Consider the following 20,729-nt stretch of genomic DNA (forward strand, 5'->3'; position numbering starts at 1 on the left):
AAGGAACGGCGCAAAACGTCATCAGTCACTAATTAGGCAACTCGAAAACGCCCCCGGTCCGTGCCTGGGGTATTGCTCAAGAGTCCTGGCTACGGCGGGAATCGCAACGAGGAGTTTTGTCTGATGAGTACTAAAAAACCTGCCGCCACCAAAAGCGCACTGGCCGGGACCGATACCCCGGACCGCGGTAACACCAATGCCAAGCTCGACAGCCTGGAGCAATTTCGCTCCGACGCCACTGAACAGGCCCTGCGCACCAACCAGGGCGTGAAAGTCTCGGACAACCAGAACACGTTGAAGGTCGGCGCCCGCGGGCCATCGTTGCTGGAAGATTTCATCATGCGTGAAAAGATCACGCACTTTGACCATGAACGCATTCCCGAGCGCATCGTCCACGCCCGTGGCACCGGTGCTCACGGCTACTTCCAGAGTTATGAAACCCATTCCGTGCTGACCAAGGCCGGGTTCCTACAAGACCCAAGCCAAAAAACCCCGGTCTTCGTCCGTTTCTCCACGGTGCAAGGCCCTCGTGGGTCGGGCGATACCGTGCGGGACGTACGAGGTTTCGCGGTGAAGTTTTTCACCGACGAAGGCAACTTCGATCTGGTGGGCAATAACATGCCGGTGTTTTTCATTCAGGATGCGATCAAGTTTCCTGACTTCGTGCACGCGGTGAAACCCGAGCCGCACAATGAGATGCCCACCGGCGGTTCAGCTCACGACACCTTTTGGGATTTTGTCTCTCTGGTCCCGGAGTCGGCGCACATGGTGATCTGGACCATGTCCGACCGGGCGATCCCGAAAAGCCTGCGCAGCATGCAAGGCTTCGGCGTGCACACCTTCCGCCTGATCAATGCCGAAGGTAAATCGCGCTTCGTCAAATTCCACTGGCGCCCCACTGCCGGGACCTGTTCGCTGGTGTGGGATGAAGCGCAAAAACTCGCCGGTAAAGACACGGATTACCACCGTCGCGATCTCTGGGAATCGATCGAGATGGGCGACTACCCGCAATGGGAACTGGGCGTACAGATCATTGAGGAGGAGAACGAACATACATTCGACTTCGACATCCTTGACCCGACCAAGCTGATCCCGGAAGAACTGGTGCCGATCACCCCACTGGGCAAAATGACCCTCAACCGTAACCCCGACAACTTCTTCGCCGAAACCGAACAGGTCGCCTTCTGCCCTGGGCATATCGTGCCGGGGATCGACTTTTCCAACGATCCATTGCTGCAAGGTCGGCTGTTTTCCTACACCGATACGCAAATCAGCCGACTCGGTGGGCCTAACTTTCACGAGATCCCGATCAACCGCCCGGTGGCACCGTTCCACAATGGTCAACGGGATGCGCTGCATCGCACCACCATCGACAAGGGCCGCGCGTCTTACGAGCCGAACTCCATTGATAGCGGTTGGCCGAAAGAAACACCGCCGGCAGCCCAGGATGGCGGCTTCGAAAGTTATCCAGAGCGCATCGATGCCAACAAGATCCGTCAGCGCAGCGAATCTTTCAGCGACCACTTCTCCCAGGCGCGGCTGTTTTTCCACAGCATGAGCAAGCACGAGCAGGAGCACATCATCTCGGCTTACAGCTTCGAGTTGGGCAAGGTTGAGCGGGAGTTCATCCGCGCGCGTCAGGTGAATGAGATTCTGGCCAACATAGATCTGGATCTGGCTAAGCGCGTGGCGCAGAACCTGGGGTTGCCCGCGCCCAAAGCCGGGACGGTCGAAGTACGCAAAACCTCACCGGATCGCTCGCCGGCCCTGAGCCAGGCCAACTTGCTGCCGGCGGATATCAAAACCCGCAAAGTGGCAATCCTGGCAGCCAATGGCGTCGATGGCGCAGCTATTGATGCGATGAAGAAAGCGCTGAAGGCCGAAGGTGCGCACGCCAAACTGCTCGGCCCGACGTCTGCTCCTGTGACCACCGCCGATGGCAAAGCATTGCCGGTCGATGCGTCGATGGAAGGCTCGCCTTCGGTGGCGTTCGATGCGGTGTTTGTGCCCGGTGGCGCGGCGTCGATCAAGGCGTTGAGCACTGACGGCGTGGCGCTGCATTACGTGCTGGAGGCGTACAAGCACTTGAAGGCGATTGCGCTGCAGGGCGAGGCCAAACAGTTGCTGGATGTGTTAAAGCTCGAGGCTGATGCGGGGTTGATCGTGGGGGCGGATGCGAAGTTGATCAAACCGTTTTTTGCCGCGATCGGGCAGCATCGGGTGTGGGACAGGGAGCCGAAAGCCAAGGCGATTCCGGCTTAAGGTTTTGTATCGATAGGGAGGACGCTATCGCGAGCAAGCTCGCTCCCACAGGGTTCAGAGATGATCACAGATTTGTGATCAACCCCCATCCCATGTGGGAGCGAGCCTGCTCGCGAAGCTTTTAAGGTTTACGCGGACTCAGAACCATCTGCGCAGGAACGTTGCGCAGAATCTGCTTCTCCAGATTCAGATCAAAGTCCGAATCGAGTTTCTTCACGCGTTTGGTCAGCAACGTGACCAACCAAGGGAAGTCCTGGGTGCGTGGCGCCTGAATGCTCACGTCGCACTGGTAATTCACCACATCGGCGGCGATCGCATCCAGTTGGCGACGAAGTTTCGTCATATCAGTCAGGTTCAACGCAACCGTGGTGCTTTCCGCCGTCGGATCAATGACTTTGGCCTGTGGCTTGGCTTCGGCAGCCATGAGCGCTGTTTCGGCTCTGTCCAGTTCAGCTTTGCGGGCATCAACGATGGCATTGTTAACCCCACCGGTCAGCGCCGGAGCCTTGGGCATCAACGACCGGGCGCGGCTCAGCGCCGTGGCAGCCGCATTCACATCGCCCTTTTGCAGCACGATCTGACTGCGGCGCAGATAGGCTTCGGCCAGTTGCCGCTGGTATTGCTCAAGGGATTGATCATTGGGCGACTCGGCCTGCAAGGCAGCCAATTGATCTTCGGCAGTCGCCAGTTCGCTGCTGGCCAGGCTTTGTTGCAGCTGCGCGATGGCCGTGGCCCGTGCACCGGTAGCCTCGGTGGCCGCCGGTGGCGTGCTTTGACAAGCGCCCAGTAGCAGCGAAAATGCGACAAGGAGCAGATAACGGGAGGCGAACAGCTTCATTCCTGCGACTCTCTATTTGCGCAAAAAACGAGCAAGTCTACACCCCTCGACGGGGCAGGACAAAACTCAGCAGAAACAGCGCGGCGGCCGCCACAACAATCGATGGGCCCGCCGGGGTGTCCTTGAACCATGACATCGCCAGCCCGCCACAGACCGCGAGCATACCCAGCAGGCTCGCGCCCAGTGCCATCTGCTCCGGTGACCGGGCGTGACGTTGTGCCGCAGCCGCCGGGATGATCAGCAAGGACGTAATCAGCAACACACCGACGATTTTCATCGCCACTGCGATCACTACAGCGATCAGCAACATCAGGGTCAGGCGCAACGCCGCCACCGGCAGACCTTCAACCCTGGCCAGTTCTTCATGCACCGTGATTGCCAGCAATGGCCGCCACAACGTCACCAGCAAAGCCAGAACGGCCGCGCTGCCGCCGAGTATCCAGGCCAGATCGGTCGGGCTGATCGCCAGCAAGTCGCCGAACAGATAAGCCATCAGGTCGATCCGCACTTCGTGCATGAAGCTTAGTACGACCAGACCCAAAGAGAGCGTGCTCGGTGCGAGAATTCCCAAAAGCGTGTCGGACGCCAGCGGTTGGCGCTGTTGCAAGGTCACCAGCAACACCGCCAACAGCAGGCAGCCTACGGTGACCGCAACGGTCGGGCTGACATCCAGCAGAAAACCCAGCGCCACGCCGAGCAGCGCGGCATGGGAAAGGGTGTCGCCGAAATAAGCCATGCGCCGCCAGACCACGAACGATCCCAACGGGCCCGCGACCAACGCCAGGGCCAGACCTGCAAGCAGGGCGTAGAGCAGAAAATCAGCCATGCTTGCAGCCATCTCCGTGAACGTGGGTAGGGGCCGACGGGGCGGCGCTGACCACCGAGCCATGCAGGTCATGGGCGTGGTCGTGATGGTGGTGATAAATCGCCAGGCTTTGTGCGTTCTTTCCGAACAGCTCGACGAAAGCCGGATCACCGCTGACCTGCTCGGGATGCCCGGAGCAGCAGACGTGACGGTTGAGGCAGACCACCTGGTCGGTGGTGCTCATCACCAGATGCAGGTCATGGGACACCATCAACACGCCGCAACCGTGGCGGTCGCGCAATCGTGTGATCAGGCTGTAGAGCTCGGCTTGACCGGCCACATCGACGCCTTGCACAGGTTCATCGAGTACCAGCAATTCCGGCTCTCGCAGCAATGCCCGGGCCAGCAGCACCCGCTGCATTTCGCCTCCGGAAACATTTTGCACCGGGCTGTCGATCACCTGTTCGGCGCCGACTTCCTTGAGTGCCGCCAAGGCCATGGCGCGGTCCACGCCCGGCACCAAACGCAAGAAGCGCAGCACCGACAGCGGCAGCGTTGGATCGACGTGAAGTTTTTGCGGCATGTAACCGACCCGCAGTTTCGGCTTGCGCCACACGCTGCCGCGGTCCGGTTTCAACAGACCGAGTACAGCGCGCACCAGCGTGGTCTTGCCGGCGCCGTTAGGGCCGATCAGGGTGACGATCTGCCCCGGCTCGACGCTCAGCTCGATGTTATCCAGCACGTTTTGCCCGGCAAAGGTGACGGCAACCTGCTCGAGGCGGATCAGCGCGTTGCTCATTAAACCCCCTGGCAACCCGAACAGAGGCCGACCACTTCAACGGTCTGGCCCTCGACGACAAATCCGACATCCTTGGCGCTACTGATGATCGCGTCACTGATGGATTTCTGTTCGAGCTCGATGGCGGCGTGGCATTCGCGGCAAATCAGGAACTGGCCCTGATGGGCGCGCCCCGGGTGATTGCAGCCGACGAAGGCGTTCAGCGAGGAGATGCGGTGTACGAGGCCGTTTTCCAGCAGGAAGTCCAGCGCACGGTACACGGTCGGCGGCGCCGCACGGCGGCCGTCCTGCTCGCTGAGTACCGCGAGAATGTCGTAGGCACCCAACGGTTTATGGCTCTGCCAGACCAGTTCCAGCACCCGCCGGCGCAAGGCGGTCAGGCGCAGGCCTTGACGTGCGCACAGGGCATCGGCCTCAGACAATGCGCTATGGACGCAATGAGAGTGGTCGTGGGGACGGCTGGCAATCGGTGTTTTAGGCATGAGCGGCGACGAGTTTTGTGAGAGACGTTATTATGTTACCCGTTCTCGCCTCTTCGAGTGGTCATCGTGTCCCGACTTTTTTCTATCTTTGTCGCATTTGTCGCAAGTTTTCTGCTGATCAGTTCAGCTCACGCCGAAGTCAAAGTTCTCACCAGTATCAAGCCTCTACAGCTGATCGCGGCGGCGGTGCAGGACGGCGTGGCGATTCCGGAAGTCTTGCTGCCGCCGGGTGCCTCGCCTCATAACTACGCCTTGCGCCCATCCGACGTACGGAAGGTGCAATCGGTGGATCTGGTGTACTGGATCGGTCCGAGCATGGAAGGTTTCCTGCCCCGCGTGCTGAATGGTCGTACGCTGCCCAGCGTCGCCGTGCAGGATTTGCCGGGCCTGAAACTGCGACATTTCGCCGAAGATAGCCACTCCCATGCGGAAGAAGCCGACGAACATGATCACGATCACCGTCCAGGCAGTCTGGACGCGCACTTGTGGCTTTCGCCGGTCAACGCCCGCGTCATCGCCACAAAAATGGCCGCAGACCTGAGTGCCGCCGATCCGGCCAATGCCGCGCGTTATCAGAGCAACCTCAAGGCGTTCGATGAGCGTCTGGATGCAATGGATCTTCGCTTGAAAGCACGCCTGGCCGGCATCGCAGGCAAACCGTACTTCGTATTCCACGAGGCCTTCGACTACTTTGAAGACGCCTACGGCCTCAAGCACGCCGGCGTATTCAGCGTCGCCGCCGAGGTCCAGCCTGGCGCCCAGCACGTCGCGGCGATGCGCACTCGATTACAGGAAGTCGGCAAAACCTGCGTGTTCAGCGAACCGCCTCTGCGTCCGCGCCTGGCGGAAACCCTGGTGGCGGGTCTGCCGGTGAAGCTGGCGGAACTGGACGCGCTGGGCGGGTACACGCCGGCGACCGCTCAGGGGTACGAGCAGGTACTGGAGAAGTTGGGGAAAGATTTGGCGGGGTGTCTGGAGTCGTTGTAACCCAGACATTTGTGTCGCTCCATTCGCGAGCAGGCTCGCTCCCACATTGATCGATGTGAACACAGATTTTGTGTTCACTAGAGGTCCCTGTGGGAGCGAGCCTGCTCGCGAAGCTTTTAGAGCGCGAACGGCAGCGGTGTGCTGACCTTCTGCCGCTGCGCCAGACGCTGCTGAAACTCCATCGGATCGTGAATCAACACGTCCTGCCCGGCGAACGACTCAGCGGCAATCAACCGCGACAGCCAGAACCGCACACACGCCACCCGCAGCATGGTTGGCCACAACTCCGCCTCGGTCGCCGTGAACGGTCGCAGCGCTGCATAAGCGCCAAGCAACGCCCTCGCCCGTGGCCCGTCGATCAACCCGCTCTCGTCCGAACACCAGTCGTTCAAGGCGATCGCCACGTCGTAGAGCATCGGCCCCGAACACGCGTTGTAGAAGTCGATCAGCCCGGTCAGGTGAGTGCCTTCAAACATCGCGTTATCGCGGAACAGGTCGGCGTGGATATTGGCTCGCGGCAGCGCCAGAATTTTCGTCTTCTGCTGTGTGATTTCGTCCAGCGCCCGTTGCAGCAGTTCGCTTTGCTCGGCATTGAGGTGCGACAGCAACTGCGTGCCCTCTTCCAGCATCCAGTCCAGGCCGCGATCGGTCTTGCGCTTGATCATGTTGGCCCGGGTCGCCAGGTGCAGATGGCCGAGCAACTCGCCCACCTGAGCGCAATGCTGCGCATTGGCTTCCTTGATGTGCTTGCCGGCCAGACGTGGCTGCAACAGCGCAGGCTTGCCCGCCAGCTCGCGCAAGGCGACGCCATCGGTGGTGCGCAAGGCATAAGGCACTGGCAGGTCGGCGTCATGCAGCACGTCGAGCAGTTCAATGAAGAACGGCATCTCCTGGACCGGACCACGCTCAACCAGGGTCAGGACAAATTCGCCCTGCTCCAGGCTGATAAAGAAATTGGTGTTTTCGCTTCCAGCGGCAATCCCCTGGAAATCAAGCAGGCGGCCGAGCCCGTAAGGGGCGAGAAAGGTTTCCAGCTCGGGCCGAGCCAGCGGGGTGAACACAGACATGTTTGAACTGCCAGTACGGGCGCCGCTGCTTGAGCCAGCGCCGATTGAGATTAAGAAACTACTTCCATTCAAAAATCTTCCACGACGGAATCAGCATATCCGGCTGATCCGAACGGATGTAGTTTGCATCGGTCCCATCCGCGCGCACCAGAAAATACGGCGGTCCGACCTTGGGCGTGACCTTGATCGCGTACAGGAAACCGTTTTGGCGGTACTCCTGGATGGTTTTATCCCCTTCCGTGCGGATAGTGACTTGCGGCTCAGATGTCGGAGCATCATCCGCCGCCATGACGGCCAGTGGAACGGTTGCAAACAGGCCAGCCAGCAACAGGCGATTTAGTGTGCGCATGATAACCTTGTCCCTTTGTCGTCAACGGTCCCGCTATTCTAGCGCCGGACCCGCCGAAAAGGTTGATCCTGCTCATGAGCCAAGCCCCCCTCGTCCTGGTGGACGGTTCTTCTTACCTGTACCGCGCCTTTCACGCCCTGCCACCGCTGACCACTTCCAAAGGTTTGCCGACCGGTGCGGTCAAGGGCGTATTGAACATGCTCAAGAGTCTGCGCAAGCAGTACCCGGAAAGTCCGTTCGCCGTGGTGTTCGACGCCAAGGGCGGAACATTCCGGGACGAAATGTTTGCCGAGTACAAGGCCAACCGCCCAAGCATGCCCGACGACATGCGTGTTCAGATCGAGCCGCTGCACCAAAGCGTGATCGCCCTGGGCTTTCCACTGTTGTGCGTCGAAGGCGTCGAAGCCGATGACGTGATCGGCACCCTGGCCCGCAGCAGCGCGGCGGCCGACCGCCCGGTGGTGATCTCCACCGGCGACAAGGACATGGCGCAGCTCGTCGACGGCCACATTACCTTGGTCAATACCATGACCGGTAGCGCGCTGGACGTGGAGGGCGTGAAGGAGAAATTCGGCGTCGCTCCCGAGCAGATCATCGATTACCTGGCGCTCATGGGCGATTCTTCCGACAACATTCCGGGCGTTCCGGGCATTGGCCCGAAGACCGCTTCCGGCCTGTTGGTCGGTGTGAACGGCGGCCTGACCGAGCTCTATGCGCAGCTCGACATCGTCCCGACCCTGCCGATTCGCGGGGCCAAAACCCTGCCGGCCAAGCTCGAAGAGCACAAGGAGATGGCGTTTCTCTCCTATCAATTGGCAACCATCAAGATCGACGTGCCGCTGGATATCGGCCTCGACGACCTGCAAATGGGCAAGCCGGATCACGACAAGCTCGCCGAGCTCTATACCCTGCTGGAATTCAAGAGCTGGTACGAAGAGAACCAGCGCGACGCCAAGCGTTCCGGTCAGGAAGTCGCCGCTCCGGTGGCTGAAGAAGCGGCCGTCGATACCGAACTCAAGTACACAACGATCCTCACCCAGGCTGATTTCGACCTGTGGCTGAAAAAGCTCAACAACGCCAAGCTGATTGCCTTCGATACCGAAACTACCGGCATCGATGCGCAGCAGGCGCAACTGGTGGGCCTGTCTTTCGCTGTACAAGCCAACGAAGCAGCCTACATCCCACTGACCCATTCCTACATGGGCGTGCCGGATCAGCTCGATCGCGATACCGTGCTGCGCGCACTGAAGCCGATGTTGGAAGACCCGAGCAAACTCAAGGTTGGCCAGCACGCCAAGTTCGACATGAACATCCTTGCCAACTGTGCCATCGGTGGCGATCAAAGCTGCGGCATCACCGTGCAAGGCGTTGCTTTCGACACAATGCTCGAATCCTACGTGCTGGACTCCACCGCGACCCGCCACGACATGGACAGCCTGGCGCTCAAGTACCTGAATCACACCACCACCAGTTTTCAGGACATCGCTGGCAAAGGCGCCAAACAGCTGACATTTGACCAGATCTCCCTGGAACTGGCCGGGCCTTACGCCGCCGAAGACGCCGACGTAACGCTGCGCCTGCATCAAACCCTGCTGGAAAAACTCAACACCATCCCGAGCCTGAGCAAGGTCCTGAGCGAAATCGAAATGCCGTTGGTGCCGGTGCTGGCACGAATCGAACGCCAAGGCGCGCTGGTCGATGCCAACCTGCTGGGCATTCAGAGCGTGGAACTGGGCGAGAAAATGGTCGCCCTCGAGCGTGAGGCGTTCGCCATTGCCGGGGAAGAATTCAACCTCGGCTCGCCGAAGCAATTGGGCGTGATCCTGTACGAAAAGCTCGGCCTGCCAATTCTCAGCAAAACCGCCAAGGGCCAGGCGTCCACCGCCGAAGCCGTGCTGGCGGAGCTGGCCGAACAGGATTTCCCGCTGCCCAAAGTGCTGATGCAGTACCGCTCAATGAGCAAGCTGAAAAGTACCTACACCGATCGCCTGCCGGAGCAGATCAACCCACGCACCGGGCGGATTCACACCTCTTATCATCAGGCTGTCGCGGCGACCGGGCGCTTGTCGTCCAGCGACCCGAACCTGCAGAACATTCCTATCCGCACCGCTGAAGGTCGTCGGATTCGTCAGGCGTTCGTCGCACCAAAAGGCTACAAGCTGCTGGCAGCGGACTATTCGCAAATCGAACTGCGAATCATGGCTCACCTGGCCAAGGACGAAGGGTTGCTGCACGCGTTCCGCAATGATCTGGACGTGCACAAAGCCACCGCCGCTGAAGTTTTCGGGGTTGAACTGGCAGACGTCACCACCGACCAACGGCGTAGTGCCAAGGCGATCAACTTCGGCTTGATCTACGGCATGAGCGCGTTTGGCCTGGCCAAACAGATTGGTGTTGATCGCAAGCAATCCCAAGCCTACATCGACCGTTACTTCGCCCGTTACCCAGGCGTGCTGGAATACATGGAACGCACCCGCGCCCAGGCCGCCGAACAAGGTTTCGTCGAAACCATCTTTGGTCGTCGCTTGTACCTGCCGGAAATCAACGCGAAAAACCCGGCCCTGCGCAAAGGTGCCGAACGCACGGCGATCAACGCCCCGATGCAAGGCACTGCGGCGGACATCATCAAGAAAGCCATGATTGCCGTGGATAGCTGGCTGACAGCATCAGGCCTCGACGCCAAAGTCATCCTGCAGGTGCACGATGAATTGGTTCTGGAAGTGCGTGAAGATTTGGTCGATCAGGTCCGTGATGAAATTCGCGTGCACATGAGCGACGCAGCGAAGCTTGATGTGCCGCTGTTGGTAGAGGTTGGTGTAGGAAATAACTGGGATGAGGCTCACTGAACCGTCTGAAAAGGCGTTTTCCGCTGCGGCATAGTGCCGCGGCAGAAAGACCGAAGGGCTCTTAGTTCGGAAAATTCGATGGCCTATTCCAAAGGCTTTTTAAAAAATTCTGAACTAATTTCCTGAATCGCCACTCAGAGTTACTGAATGGGTGGTGAAGCCCTTCGATGCTCCTAATGTTGTGTTAAGTGTTGGCAGATATCTGGACCCCGCCCTAACGGTCCGGAACTTGAACCCCGGAACTTCCCCCTCCCCATAAGAAGTCCGGGGTTTTTTTTGCCCGCAATTTTTGTAAACGAGCTTACTCCGCGAGCTCGGCGCCCTTGTCCGCCAGTTCCATCCAACCCGCCAGTACAGTGTAGGCGTCTTCCAGGCCCATGCGTTTTGGCGCCGAGAACAGCTGGATGCTGATCGCATCTCCCCAACCCTTGCGGATGTCTGCCTGAACCTTGAGCAGGACGTTTTTCGCCGCGCCGTAGGTCAGCTTGTCGGCTTTGGTCAGCAAAATGTGCATTGGCATGCCGCTAGCGACAGCCCAATCGAGCATCAGCAGGTCGAAGTCGGTCATTGGATGACGGATGTCCATCATCAAAATCAGCCCCTTCAAACTCTCACGACCACCCAGATAGGCTTCCAGGTGACGCTGCCAGTGCAGCTTCAACGGGATAGGTACTTTCGCGTAACCGTAACCCGGCAGGTCGACCAGACGACGATCATCGTCTAGCTTGAAGAAGTTCAAGAGCTGTGTGCGACCCGGGGTTTTCGAGGTCCGCGCAAGGCTGGCGTGCGTCAAGGTGTTCAGCGCACTGGACTTACCAGCGTTGGAGCGCCCGGCGAAGGCCACTTCAAAGCCTTCGTCGTCGGGACATTGGTCGACTTTGGCAGCGCTGAGCATGAAGGTGGACTGTTGGCACAGACCGAGGATAGGGTTCTTGAGTTGCATGGGATTTCCGATGTGGGCGGCGCCGGGAATGGACGCGGCGAGCAGTGTCGTTTCCGTTTCAGTGACGCCAGTATATAATGCCGCAGATTTTGTGTGCGCTTTGTCCCAGCGTAGGATGAAGTTCACGAGAGCGAATGACCTTGATTGCGCACTAGAACGCAGAACGCTCTCAACCCTGAAAAGGTCGTTTTATGACGAAATGGCTGCTAGCTGCCGGTGTCTTGATGCCGCTTTACAGCGCTCAGGCTACACAGGATCCGGAAGCTGTGTACAACCGTGTTTGTGGTGCCTGTCATTCCGGCCAACTACCCATGGCGCCCCAAAAGGGCGATCAGGAAGCTTGGACGCCGAGGTTGGCGAAAGGTATGGAGACGCTGGTGCAACACGTGACCCAGGGTTTCAAGGCGATGCCGCCGCGTGGTTTGTGCATGGACTGCAGTGCCGAGGATTACCAAGCAATCATCCAGTGGATGAGCGAGTGATCCCGGTCCATAACTCTTTAACCCTTAGCCGTAGTTGGATTAGCTGATGAACAAATTGATCGTGAGTCTGCTGTTGACCGTGGGGATCTCCGGCATTGCCCATGCTGCAGGTGATGCGACTGCTGGTCAGGCGAAAGCCGCAGTATGTGGCGCCTGTCATGGCCCGGATGGCAACAGTATGGCGCCTAACTTTCCGAAACTGGCAGGCCAGGGCGAGCGTTATCTGAACAAGCAGCTACACGACATCAAGTCCGGCAAACGCACGGTACTGGAAATGACCGGCCTGCTGACCAACCTGAGCGATCAGGACCTGGCCGATATCGCCGCCTACTTCGCCAGCCAGAAAGGCAGCGTTGGCGCCGCCGACCCGAAAGTCGTTTCTCGCGGTGAAGCACTGTTCCGTGGTGGCGACCTGGCCAAGGGCCTGCCATCCTGCACCGGCTGCCACTCGCCAAATGGCGCAGGCAACGCGGCCGCCGGCTTCCCGCACCTGGGCGGCCAGCACGCTCAATACGTCGCCAAGCAGCTGACCGATTTCCGCAAGGAAGAAGCCGGCCGCACCAACGATGGCGATACCAAGCCGATGCAGACCATCTCCAAAAAGCTGAGCGACGAAGATATCGCCGCGGTCTCCAGCTACATTCAGGGCCTGCACTAAGGCCTGCGGATCGAGCGTTGCGTTGGGTGGACATCTCCAGCAACGTTAACGCTCTATTAATCCGTCGCAGCAAGTATAAAAAGGGTGGCTTAGGCCGCCCTTTTTTGTGGCCGCTGCCGTTACACTACAGAACTCAAGCCCGCCATGACCTGTCTGAAAACAGGTCGCGCGAGGCGACCAAAATTGTCCAGGAGTTAAGCATGCGTAATCTGATCATCAGCGCCGCACTCGTCGCTGCCAGCCTGTTCGGCATGACCGCCCAGGCCGCCGAAGCACCCGCCGCCCCTTACGTCGAACTGACTAACGCTGTTCCGGTGGCTGTACCTGGCAAGATCGAAGTGGTGGAGTTGTTCTGGTACGGCTGCCCGCACTGCTACGCATTTGAGCCGGTGATCAATCCTTGGGTTGAAAAGCTGCCTTCCGACGTTAATTTCGTGCGTATCCCGGCCCTGTTCGGCGGCCCTTGGGACGCCCACGGGCAAATGTTCCTGACCCTGCAAAGCATGGGTGTCGAGCATGACGTGCACGCTGCGGTGTTCAACGCCATCCAGAAGGAACACAAGAAACTGACCGACAAAAACGAAATGGCTGACTTCCTGGCGACCCAAGGCGTAGACAAGGACAAATTCCTCGCCACCTTCGACTCCTTCGCCATCAAGGGTCAGATGACCAAGGCTCGCGAACTGGCCAAGAAGTATGAAATCTCGGGTGTTCCAACCATGATCGTCAACGGCAAGTATCGCTTCGATGTAGGCTCGGCCGGTGGTGCCGAACAAGCACTGCAGTTGGCCGATAAACTGGTCGACAAAGAGCGAGCGGCTAACAAGGCTGCTGCGAACTAAGCGCCGCAACTGCCATGCGCCGCTGGGGCACTGAACGCGTCGTTGGCCTGCATGATCCGCGGGTCAACGAACATCATCTGGAATCGACGGGCCTGCCCGCAGACAGTCGTCTGCGCTTGCTCAGCTTCAATATCCAGGTCGGCATCAGTACCGAGCGCTATCACCACTACCTGACCCGGGGCTGGCAGCACCTGTTGCCGCACACCGGACGTGCCGACAATCTGCAAAAGATCGGCAATCTGTTGGGCGACTTCGATCTGGTCGCCTTGCAGGAAGCCGATGGCGGCAGCTTGCGATCAGGCTACGTCAACCAGGTCGAACACCTGGCCCAGCTCGGCGCATTCCCCTACTGGTATCAACAACTCAATCGCAATCTCGGACGCCTCGGCCAGCACAGCAATGGCGTGCTCAGCCGCCTGCGCCCGTGGGCGATTGAAGATCATCCGCTACCGGGGCCCAAGGGTCGCGGGGCGATTCTGGTGCGCTTTGGCGAGGGTCCTGAGGCGCTGGTGGTGGTCATGATGCACCTGGCACTGGGCGCTCGCGCCCGCAGCATGCAACTGGCTTACATCCGCGAGTTGATCGGCGGCTATAAACACCAGGTGCTGATGGGCGACATGAATACCCATGCCAGTGACTTGCTGCAAAACTCCCCGTTGCGTGACCTCGGCCTGCTCGCGCCGCAACTGGAAGCGACGTTCCCTAGCTGGCGCCCGCAGCGCTGTCTGGACCATATTCTACTGAGCCCCACCCTGACCCTTGAAAAGGTCCAGGTGCTGGCACAACCCATTTCCGATCACCTGCCGGTCGCGGTAGAGATTCGTCTGCCGGGTTCGCTCACGGCTGATGCATTGCCCGCGTTGAGTCCTGCCCCTCGCGGATCCCATGAATGAGCGACGAAGCACAGCGCTGGAAAGAGAAATACCTCAAAAGCATCGAACAACAGGAAAAGCTTGAACGTCGATGGGACGCCCGACTCGACCTGCTGCGTCGTGGCCTGGTACGCAGCACGCTGGCAGCCGAGGGCACCGACCGCGTCGTTGACCAATGCATGAAGGAAATGCGTGAAGTCGTGCGCAGCGACGACATGGACGCCGGCCTGGCCGCCCTGCTTCCGCGGCTGGAAAAAGCCGTACTCGACTCCGAACAACGCCGGGAAACTCGAGTTAATCAGACCAGCGCCGCATTGACCGCGCTGGTCTCGCAGCTGCAAACATTACCGCTGCCCCGCGAAGTAAGCCGGCCTCTGAAAAACTTCGCCAAGCATCTGGATGCAAGAGTCGGGCAGGCGCGCGAAATTCCGTTGCTGCTCAGCGAACTGAGCGGTCTGCAAGGCAAAGCCCTGAATCAGCTTGAAAACCCGGCAGAACCCGGCCGCCCCGGTCTGCTGCAGCGACTGTTTGGTAGCCGTGAAGCGGATGAAATGGCACTACAGGTCGCCCCCGAGGCCGTTCCAAGGCCCGCCCTGCAGCTTGCCGAATCGATTGCTGCGCCCCATGCCGAGAGACCACAGGTAAACGTCGATCTCGTGCCAAACGTCGATAAGCCGCAGGTGGCGGTCGCACACATCGCCGCTACCGTTGTTGCACCCGAGCCAATGACGATCGAAACACCGCCCGCAGCAACGCCTTCTCCTGCCGTCGTAGCGTTTACCCCGCCAGTGCTTGGGCCGGAACCGGAGCGAGCACGCGCCCAGACTCCAGAGACGCAACCGCAACCGCAACCGCAACCGGACATAGAACATCCAGAAGAACCCGCTCCATCAATCATCGAGCCAGAAATACAGGCTCAACCGGCAATCAATCCCGACGAACTGACCCCGGTGGTCTATCTCGACAGCCTGCCGTTGCCCCCGGCCATGGCCGAGGTGTTGGCCACCGTAGACACTGAACAATCCGAGCCGGATGTTCTCTACGCCCTGCCGGACTCACCCGAGCCGTCCTACAGCTCGGTGGCCAAGCATATCGAAGACACGCTACTGGGCTTGCTCGACGACCTGACGCTGCCCGAGCGTCATCGTCCGCAAGCCGAAGCGATGCGTGATCGCCTGCAAAACGGTTTGAATTGGTACGAACTGCTGCCAATCCTCGACGATCTGGCAACCTTGATGCTGGCAATCACCGACAGTGGCCAGCATGAATTCGAAGCCTACTTGCAACAACTAAACGAACGCCTCGAGTCGTTCCAAAGCAACTTGCAAGCCGCCAGCGAAGGCCATGCCGACAACCGTTCCGCCGCACGCGAGATGGACACGAAGATCCGCGAGCAGGTCGACGGCTTGCAGAGCAGCATGCAGGAAGCCGCCGACCTGGACGATCTCAAGCACGTCCTGGAAAACCATCTGGAAGGCCTGCTTGGCACCATGGACCAGCACCAGAAGCAGCGTGACGAACGCGAGCAGGAAGTCGCGGCCCGCCTTCATAGTCTCGCAGAACGCGTTGCGCACATGGAGCAGGAAGCCCTGGGCTACCGCGAGCATCTTGAAGAGCAGCGTCAGAAAGCCTTGATCGACCCGCTGACCGACCTCCCTAACCGGGCAGCCTGGAGCGAACGACTGGATCACGAAATCAATCAATGGCAGCAACACGGCAACACCCTGTTGCTGGCAATGCTCGACCTCGACCATTTCAAACGCATTAACGATAACTATGGTCACCTGGCGGGCGACAAAGTACTGAAAATCATCGCCAACGTGCTACGCAAGCGCCTGCGCGGGACGGATTTCATTGCCCGGTTCGGCGGTGAGGAGTTTGTCCTGTTGATGCCAGACACAGTGCCAATTGCTGGTGCGAAACTGCTGGAAAAGCTGCGCGCCTCAATCGAAGCCTGCCCTTTCCACTTCAAGGGTGAGCCGGTAACTATCACCATTTCCATGGGCCTGACAGCATTCAAACCCGGCGAACATAGCGATCTGGTCCTTAAAAGAGCCGATCAGGCGCTATATCGCGCGAAACATGCCGGCCGCAACCAAGTGGCAATGGGCTGACGGTCAATTGTTCCATTTTGTTTAAAACTGCGCGTTGGCCGTCTGCGCGCAAGGCAGTACGTTACACTGTTGCATTACTGTCTTGCGTGTATTGCCTTCTGCCATGAAATATCTATCTCTCATCGTGTCTCTGATTCTGATGGCCGGTTGCGCCAGCGGCCCCCGTTTCGACACAAGTCACCCTTCAGTCAACTACGATAGCCGCATTCAGTTCGTGGTCGTGCACTACACCTCCGCGTCACAGGAGCGCTCACTGCAACTGCTGACCCACGGCGAGGTCAGCAGCCACTACCTGATTGGCGACGACAAGGGCGCCACCATCTACAAGTTGATGGATGAAAACCTTCGAGCCTGGCACGCCGGGGAAAGCGAATGGCAAGGCCGGACCTGGTTGAACTCCAGCTCCATTGGTATCGAAATCGTCAACCCGGGTTTCAAGGAACTCCCGAGCGGAGGACGCTTCTGGTATCCCTACAGCGAAGCCCAGGTCCAGTCGTTGATCGTTCTGCTCAAGGACATCAGCAAACGCTACGCCATCAACCCTCGCAGCATCATCGGCCATAGCGACATCGCCCCGCTGCGCAAGCTTGATCCGGGGCCGGCGTTCCCCTGGAAGCGCCTGGCGGCCGAAGGCCTGGGGATCTGGCCGAATGAGCAGGCCGTAACGCGTCAGCAAGCACAGTTCGAAGTACAACTGCCAACCATCAGCTGGTTTCAGGCGCAGCTGGCCCGCGCGGGTTATCCCACGCCGCAAACCGGCGAACTGGATGTTGCGACACGTCATGTGATTGCGGCCTTCCAGATGCATTTCCGACCGTCACGTTTCGATGGCATACCGGATGCGCAAACCGCGGCGCTTCTACAAGTCTTGAACCAGACAAAATAATGACGCCCGCCCGACGGTCAGGGCTTTTTTCCAATCAGCAGCTATAACTCATTGGTAATACTTCGGATATTCCCTATGCCTGCTGCTCGAGAGACACTACGTAGTTGGTTCTTTCGCCCTTGGTTTTTGGCGATACTGGCTGCTGCCTTGAGCGCGACACTCCTGATGGCCGGCAGCCTGTTCGTGGCCATGCATCAAGTCGAGCAGAGCGAAAGCGAAGAGATGAATGCCCAGGGCGAGCGCTTCCTTGCTCGTCTGGAGCAACTTTTCGGGCAGTTGCGGGAAAGCCTCGACGACCTGGAGGCCCAGCCGTTACGCGGCTGCGATGACGAAATGATCGCGACCTTGCAACAGGTCAGCTTCAATTACCGTTTCGTTTACGAAGCCGCTTATATGGACGCCTCGCGGATCTGTTCCAATCGCCCCCGCCAGGAAGGGCTGTCGATGATAAGACCGCCAGACATCAAGGGGCCGACCTACAGTTACTGGCTGAACACCACCACCGAACCCGATGAAAACCGCGCCGCGCTGATGCTCGGACGCGGCAATTTTCGTGTCGCGACGTCTCGCGGGCATTTGACCGACATGGTCGACTTGCCACCGGGAAGCAGCCTGCTGGTAGTGCTCGACCACGGTACGCGCGCGATTCCGGTACTGGGTGTCTCGCAGGTCTGGCCCCCACCGAACCCTGGCCCCCGAAAAGCCTCGACGCGCTACAAGTGACGCATTCCCGCTTGATTTACCGCATGCCCACCAACAATCCGGAATACCAACTGGTGCTGATCAGCCCGCGCACCGGTATGCAAGTGCCCGCAGTCTGGTGGTGGTTGCTGCCGGCCAGCCTGGCACTCGCCTTATGCGTGGGTTTTCTGGTGCTTCTGCTGGTGCGCCAGCGACAGTCGCTGGACGCCGAACTGAGTGGTGCCATACGACGAGGCGAATTGCAGGTGCTGTATCAACCGATCTTCGACCTCGACAGCCGCAACTGTGTCGGGGCAGAAGCCTTGCTGCGCTGGCGAAGACCGGACGGCACCCTGACCAGCCCCGACCTGTTTATTCCGATGGCGGAGAACACCGGCCAGATCCGCCAGATGACCGACTTCGTCCTGCAACGCCTGCTTGAGCAGCTGGGTCAGTTGTTGCGGGCCAATCCGCAACTGTACATCTCGGTCAACCTGGCGGCCTGCGACGTCATGGTGCCGCGTATCGGCCAGGTAATGGCGCGACTGCTGACCTTGCACCACGTCGCGGCAAAGCAAATTGCCTTTGAGGTCACCGAACGGGGATTGATCGATGTCGTGGTCGCCCGGGAAAACCTGCAAGCCTTGCGGGATGTCGGGCATCAAGTGCTGATTGATGACTTTGGCACCGGCTATTGCAGCCTCGCCTATCTGCAAACCCTTCCAGTCGATTGCCTGAAAATCGACAAGGCGTTTATCGATGCACTGGGTCATGACGCTGCGAGTAGCGGTGTCGCCCCGCACATCATTCACATGGCCCAGGCCCTGCAACTCAAGGTAATTGCCGAGGGCATCGAACTTGAATCCCAGGCGGCGCTTCTGAGCAGCGAAGGCGTGAAGTTCGGTCAGGGTTGGCTATTTGCCCATGCGTTGAGTGCGGTGCAGTTCATCGAGCTGATAACCCGTGGCCGCCGATTGGCCGCCCGCCGTCTCGATGACGAAGCCTGAAGCGGCTGCGGCTTATACCGACAACGCCATATAGAACTGAGTACCCTGCCCTGGTCGCGAATAAACACCCATCCGACCGCCGTGCAACTGCACGATTTCCTTACACAGTGCCAGACCGAGCCCGGCACCGCCCTTCTTGCGACCCACCTGTACAAAGGGTTCGAAAATCCGTCCCTGCTGGCCATAGGCAATGCCTTCGCCGTTGTCTTCAACGCTGATAATCACCCGCTCCCCATGGCGTCGAGCCTGCAAACGTATTTGCCCGCCGGAAGCGGTGTGGCGCAACGCGTTGTCGATCAGGTTATCGAGCACCCGGTCCAGCTGCGGCTGATCGGCTTGCAATCGCGGTAATGGCCCTTGCACTTCCACTAGCAGGTCGATGCCCTGCTCTTCTGCAAGGCCGGCAAAACGTGCCCGGGACTGCTCCAGCAAATCCTCTATGGAGCACGGCGCCAACGTGAGTTTTTGCAATCCGTTCTGGTAGCGGGAGAAGTTCAGCAGGTCGTTGATCAACTGCATCAAGCGCTGCATCTCTTCATTCACGGTGTCCAGCAGATCAGCTTCACGCGAGTCCTGGGCAAAGTGGGCGCGCTCGCGAAACAGGCCGAACGCCATGTGCATCCCGGTAACCGGCGTTCGCAATTCATGGGAGGCGCGCAGCACGAACTCGCTGCGCACCCGCTCAAACGCCCGCTGTTCTGTGACGTCATGCAGCACCATCACGGCGCCGAGAATATGACCTTGTGTATGGCTGACCGGCGTCAGGCTAAAGGTCAGCAACCGCGACTCACCGTCGACCTCGATACTCAGGTCCTCAGGCGCCCGCTCCAGGGTGCCACCGCGCAGTACCAGTTGCAGCTGATCATCGAGTTCGGGGCGCTCAAGCGCCGTACCCAGACCTTGACCGAGACGATCGCTGTCCCAACCCAACTGACGCTGCGCCACTGGATTGAGGTGTTCCAAACGACCATCGCGGTCGATCATCAACAGCCCATCGTCGATGCTGTCGAGCACGGCCTGCAAACGCTGCTGACCTGCGAGCAGTTCATCGACATTGGTGGCCTGATGCTCACGCAGGGCCTGGGCCATGATCCCGAAGCGCTTGGTCAGCAGGTTCATTTCCACGGCCGAGGAAATCGGTAGCGTCACTTCGAAATTGCCTTGGCCGATGTTGTCCGCCGCTTGGGCCAGAGCCTCGATTGGCGCACCAAAACGTTGAGCGATAGCGTGGGCGGTGACGAAACCGATGATCAGCACCGCCAGCCCCACCAGCCCGAGCAGGCCGGCAACCAGCAGCGCCCTCTCCCGAGTCTGCTGTTCGGTGGCATTGATGTTATCCAGCGCACGCTGTTGCTCGACGATCAAACCATTGCGCAGTGCGTTGAATTTTTCGGTGAGCTCTTCGTTGCCACTCAATACCTGCGTCGAGTCACGGGACAGGTCGTATGCCTGCAGAAAGCTCAGGTAGTCAGTCTTGGCCTGTTCGAAACCGTGTTGGAGCTCATCGCCAGCCTGGGCATGGACAATGCCGTCATCAAGCAACTGAAAATAATGCTGCTTGGACGCCTCGAACGCCGCAGGATCCGGCTTCTCGCTGAGCATGATCATCAGCTGATCGCCCAAGGTCTGACGCAATTTCAGTCCCAGGTCGAGCGTGACGAAATTATTGCGAATCAGCGCTTCCTGGGAACTCGCCATCTGCATCACGCTGACCAGCCCGAGCAACAGCCCAAGCAGCGCCACGGTGATCAGTGCGGAAATACTCAGAAACAGCCGCGTGCGCAACTTCATCGCCAGTCTCATCGGAGA

General features: G+C 59.3%; 17 protein-coding genes and 1 pseudogene. 10 read left to right on the plus strand and 8 right to left on the minus strand.

Annotation, left to right across the window (positions count from 1 at the left end; all coding sequences use genetic code 11):
* Window positions 1–123 precede the first annotated feature (123 nt).
* Window positions 124–2,262 carry a catalase HPII gene (gene katE / locus JFU47_RS16880; protein WP_201184458.1) on the plus strand — a complete coding sequence of 713 codons (2,139 nt, stop codon included), beginning with the start codon at window positions 124–126 and terminating at the stop codon, window positions 2,260–2,262.
* Window positions 2,263–2,383: 121 nt separating this feature from the next.
* On the opposite strand, the gene JFU47_RS16885 is transcribed toward katE, so the two are convergent.
* Genes JFU47_RS16885 through zur form a run of 4 tightly spaced genes read right to left on the minus strand, consistent with a single transcriptional unit; the run spans window position 2,384 to window position 5,186 of the window.
* Window positions 2,384–3,100, minus strand: a complete 717-nt coding sequence (locus JFU47_RS16885) for a PA5502 family lipoprotein (RefSeq protein WP_201184460.1) — start codon at window positions 3,098–3,100, stop codon at window positions 2,384–2,386.
* 37 nt (window positions 3,101–3,137) lie between these two features.
* Complete coding sequence (znuB, locus tag JFU47_RS16890; protein ID WP_201184462.1) at window positions 3,138–3,926, minus strand: zinc ABC transporter permease subunit ZnuB; 789 nt, start codon at window positions 3,924–3,926, stop codon at window positions 3,138–3,140.
* Complete coding sequence (gene znuC / locus JFU47_RS16895; RefSeq protein WP_140676000.1) at window positions 3,919–4,704, minus strand: zinc ABC transporter ATP-binding protein ZnuC; 786 nt, start codon at window positions 4,702–4,704, stop codon at window positions 3,919–3,921. The genes znuB and znuC overlap by 8 nt, the downstream gene beginning before the upstream one ends.
* Entirely contained in the window at window positions 4,704–5,186 is a 483-nt protein-coding gene (zur, locus tag JFU47_RS16900) for a zinc uptake transcriptional repressor Zur (protein ID WP_201184466.1), read from the minus strand. Before zur ends, znuC begins: the two co-directional genes overlap by 1 nt.
* Before the next feature lie 66 nt (window positions 5,187–5,252).
* Between zur and JFU47_RS16905 the strand changes: the two genes are divergently transcribed.
* Window positions 5,253–6,173 carry a metal ABC transporter solute-binding protein, Zn/Mn family gene (locus JFU47_RS16905; protein ID WP_201184470.1) on the plus strand — a complete coding sequence of 307 codons (921 nt, stop codon included), beginning with the start codon at window positions 5,253–5,255 and terminating at the stop codon, window positions 6,171–6,173.
* A gap of 116 nt (window positions 6,174–6,289) precedes the next feature.
* On the opposite strand, the gene JFU47_RS16910 is transcribed toward JFU47_RS16905, so the two are convergent.
* Together JFU47_RS16910 and JFU47_RS16915 are read right to left on the minus strand one after the other, a co-directional pair.
* Entirely contained in the window at window positions 6,290–7,240 is a 951-nt protein-coding gene (locus tag JFU47_RS16910; protein WP_201184472.1) for a homoserine kinase, read from the minus strand.
* A gap of 58 nt (window positions 7,241–7,298) precedes the next feature.
* Window positions 7,299–7,589 carry a DUF2782 domain-containing protein gene (locus JFU47_RS16915; RefSeq protein WP_123367417.1) on the minus strand — a complete coding sequence of 97 codons (291 nt, stop codon included), beginning with the start codon at window positions 7,587–7,589 and terminating at the stop codon, window positions 7,299–7,301.
* A 74-nt stretch (window positions 7,590–7,663) separates the two neighbouring features.
* Between JFU47_RS16915 and polA the strand changes: the two genes are divergently transcribed.
* On the plus strand, window positions 7,664–10,435 hold the full coding sequence (polA, locus tag JFU47_RS16920) for a DNA polymerase I (RefSeq protein ID WP_201184473.1): 2,772 nt from the start codon (window positions 7,664–7,666) through the stop codon (window positions 10,433–10,435).
* Between the two features lie 301 nt (window positions 10,436–10,736).
* Here the strand turns inward: polA and yihA are convergent, their stop codons facing one another.
* Window positions 10,737–11,378 carry a ribosome biogenesis GTP-binding protein YihA/YsxC gene (gene yihA / locus JFU47_RS16925; protein WP_046044882.1) on the minus strand — a complete coding sequence of 214 codons (642 nt, stop codon included), beginning with the start codon at window positions 11,376–11,378 and terminating at the stop codon, window positions 10,737–10,739.
* A 191-nt stretch (window positions 11,379–11,569) separates the two neighbouring features.
* Between yihA and JFU47_RS16930 the strand changes: the two genes are divergently transcribed.
* From JFU47_RS16930 to JFU47_RS16960, 7 genes and pseudogenes are all read left to right on the plus strand, one after another.
* Complete coding sequence (locus JFU47_RS16930) at window positions 11,570–11,860, plus strand: c-type cytochrome (protein WP_007947948.1); 291 nt, start codon at window positions 11,570–11,572, stop codon at window positions 11,858–11,860.
* A 46-nt stretch (window positions 11,861–11,906) separates the two neighbouring features.
* Window positions 11,907–12,518, plus strand: coding sequence for a c-type cytochrome (locus tag JFU47_RS16935; protein WP_201184475.1), 612 nt, complete (start codon window positions 11,907–11,909; stop codon window positions 12,516–12,518).
* 200 nt (window positions 12,519–12,718) lie between these two features.
* Complete coding sequence (locus tag JFU47_RS16940; RefSeq protein ID WP_123367420.1) at window positions 12,719–13,360, plus strand: thiol:disulfide interchange protein DsbA/DsbL; 642 nt, start codon at window positions 12,719–12,721, stop codon at window positions 13,358–13,360.
* Between the two features lie 14 nt (window positions 13,361–13,374).
* The gene (locus JFU47_RS16945; protein WP_123367421.1) at window positions 13,375–14,253 is read left to right on the plus strand and encodes an endonuclease/exonuclease/phosphatase family protein; all 879 of its coding nucleotides are present in this window, start codon (window positions 13,375–13,377) and stop codon (window positions 14,251–14,253) included.
* Complete coding sequence (locus JFU47_RS16950) at window positions 14,250–16,346, plus strand: GGDEF domain-containing protein (RefSeq protein WP_201184476.1); 2,097 nt, start codon at window positions 14,250–14,252, stop codon at window positions 16,344–16,346. Before JFU47_RS16945 ends, JFU47_RS16950 begins: the two co-directional genes overlap by 4 nt.
* Before the next feature lie 103 nt (window positions 16,347–16,449).
* Complete coding sequence (locus JFU47_RS16955) at window positions 16,450–17,232, plus strand: N-acetylmuramoyl-L-alanine amidase (protein ID WP_201184478.1); 783 nt, start codon at window positions 16,450–16,452, stop codon at window positions 17,230–17,232.
* 75 nt (window positions 17,233–17,307) lie between these two features.
* Window positions 17,308–18,920, plus strand: a pseudogene (locus tag JFU47_RS16960) (EAL domain-containing protein).
* Window positions 18,921–18,932: 12 nt separating this feature from the next.
* On the opposite strand, the gene JFU47_RS16965 reads toward JFU47_RS16960, so the two are convergent.
* Entirely contained in the window at window positions 18,933–20,723 is a 1,791-nt protein-coding gene (locus JFU47_RS16965; RefSeq protein ID WP_201184479.1) for an ATP-binding protein, read from the minus strand.
* Window positions 20,724–20,729 lie beyond the last annotated feature (6 nt).

It is taken from the genome of Pseudomonas sp. TH39(2020), from assembly GCF_016650715.1.
Taxonomy (GTDB): Bacteria; Pseudomonadota; Gammaproteobacteria; order Pseudomonadales; family Pseudomonadaceae; genus Aquipseudomonas; species Aquipseudomonas mandelii_C.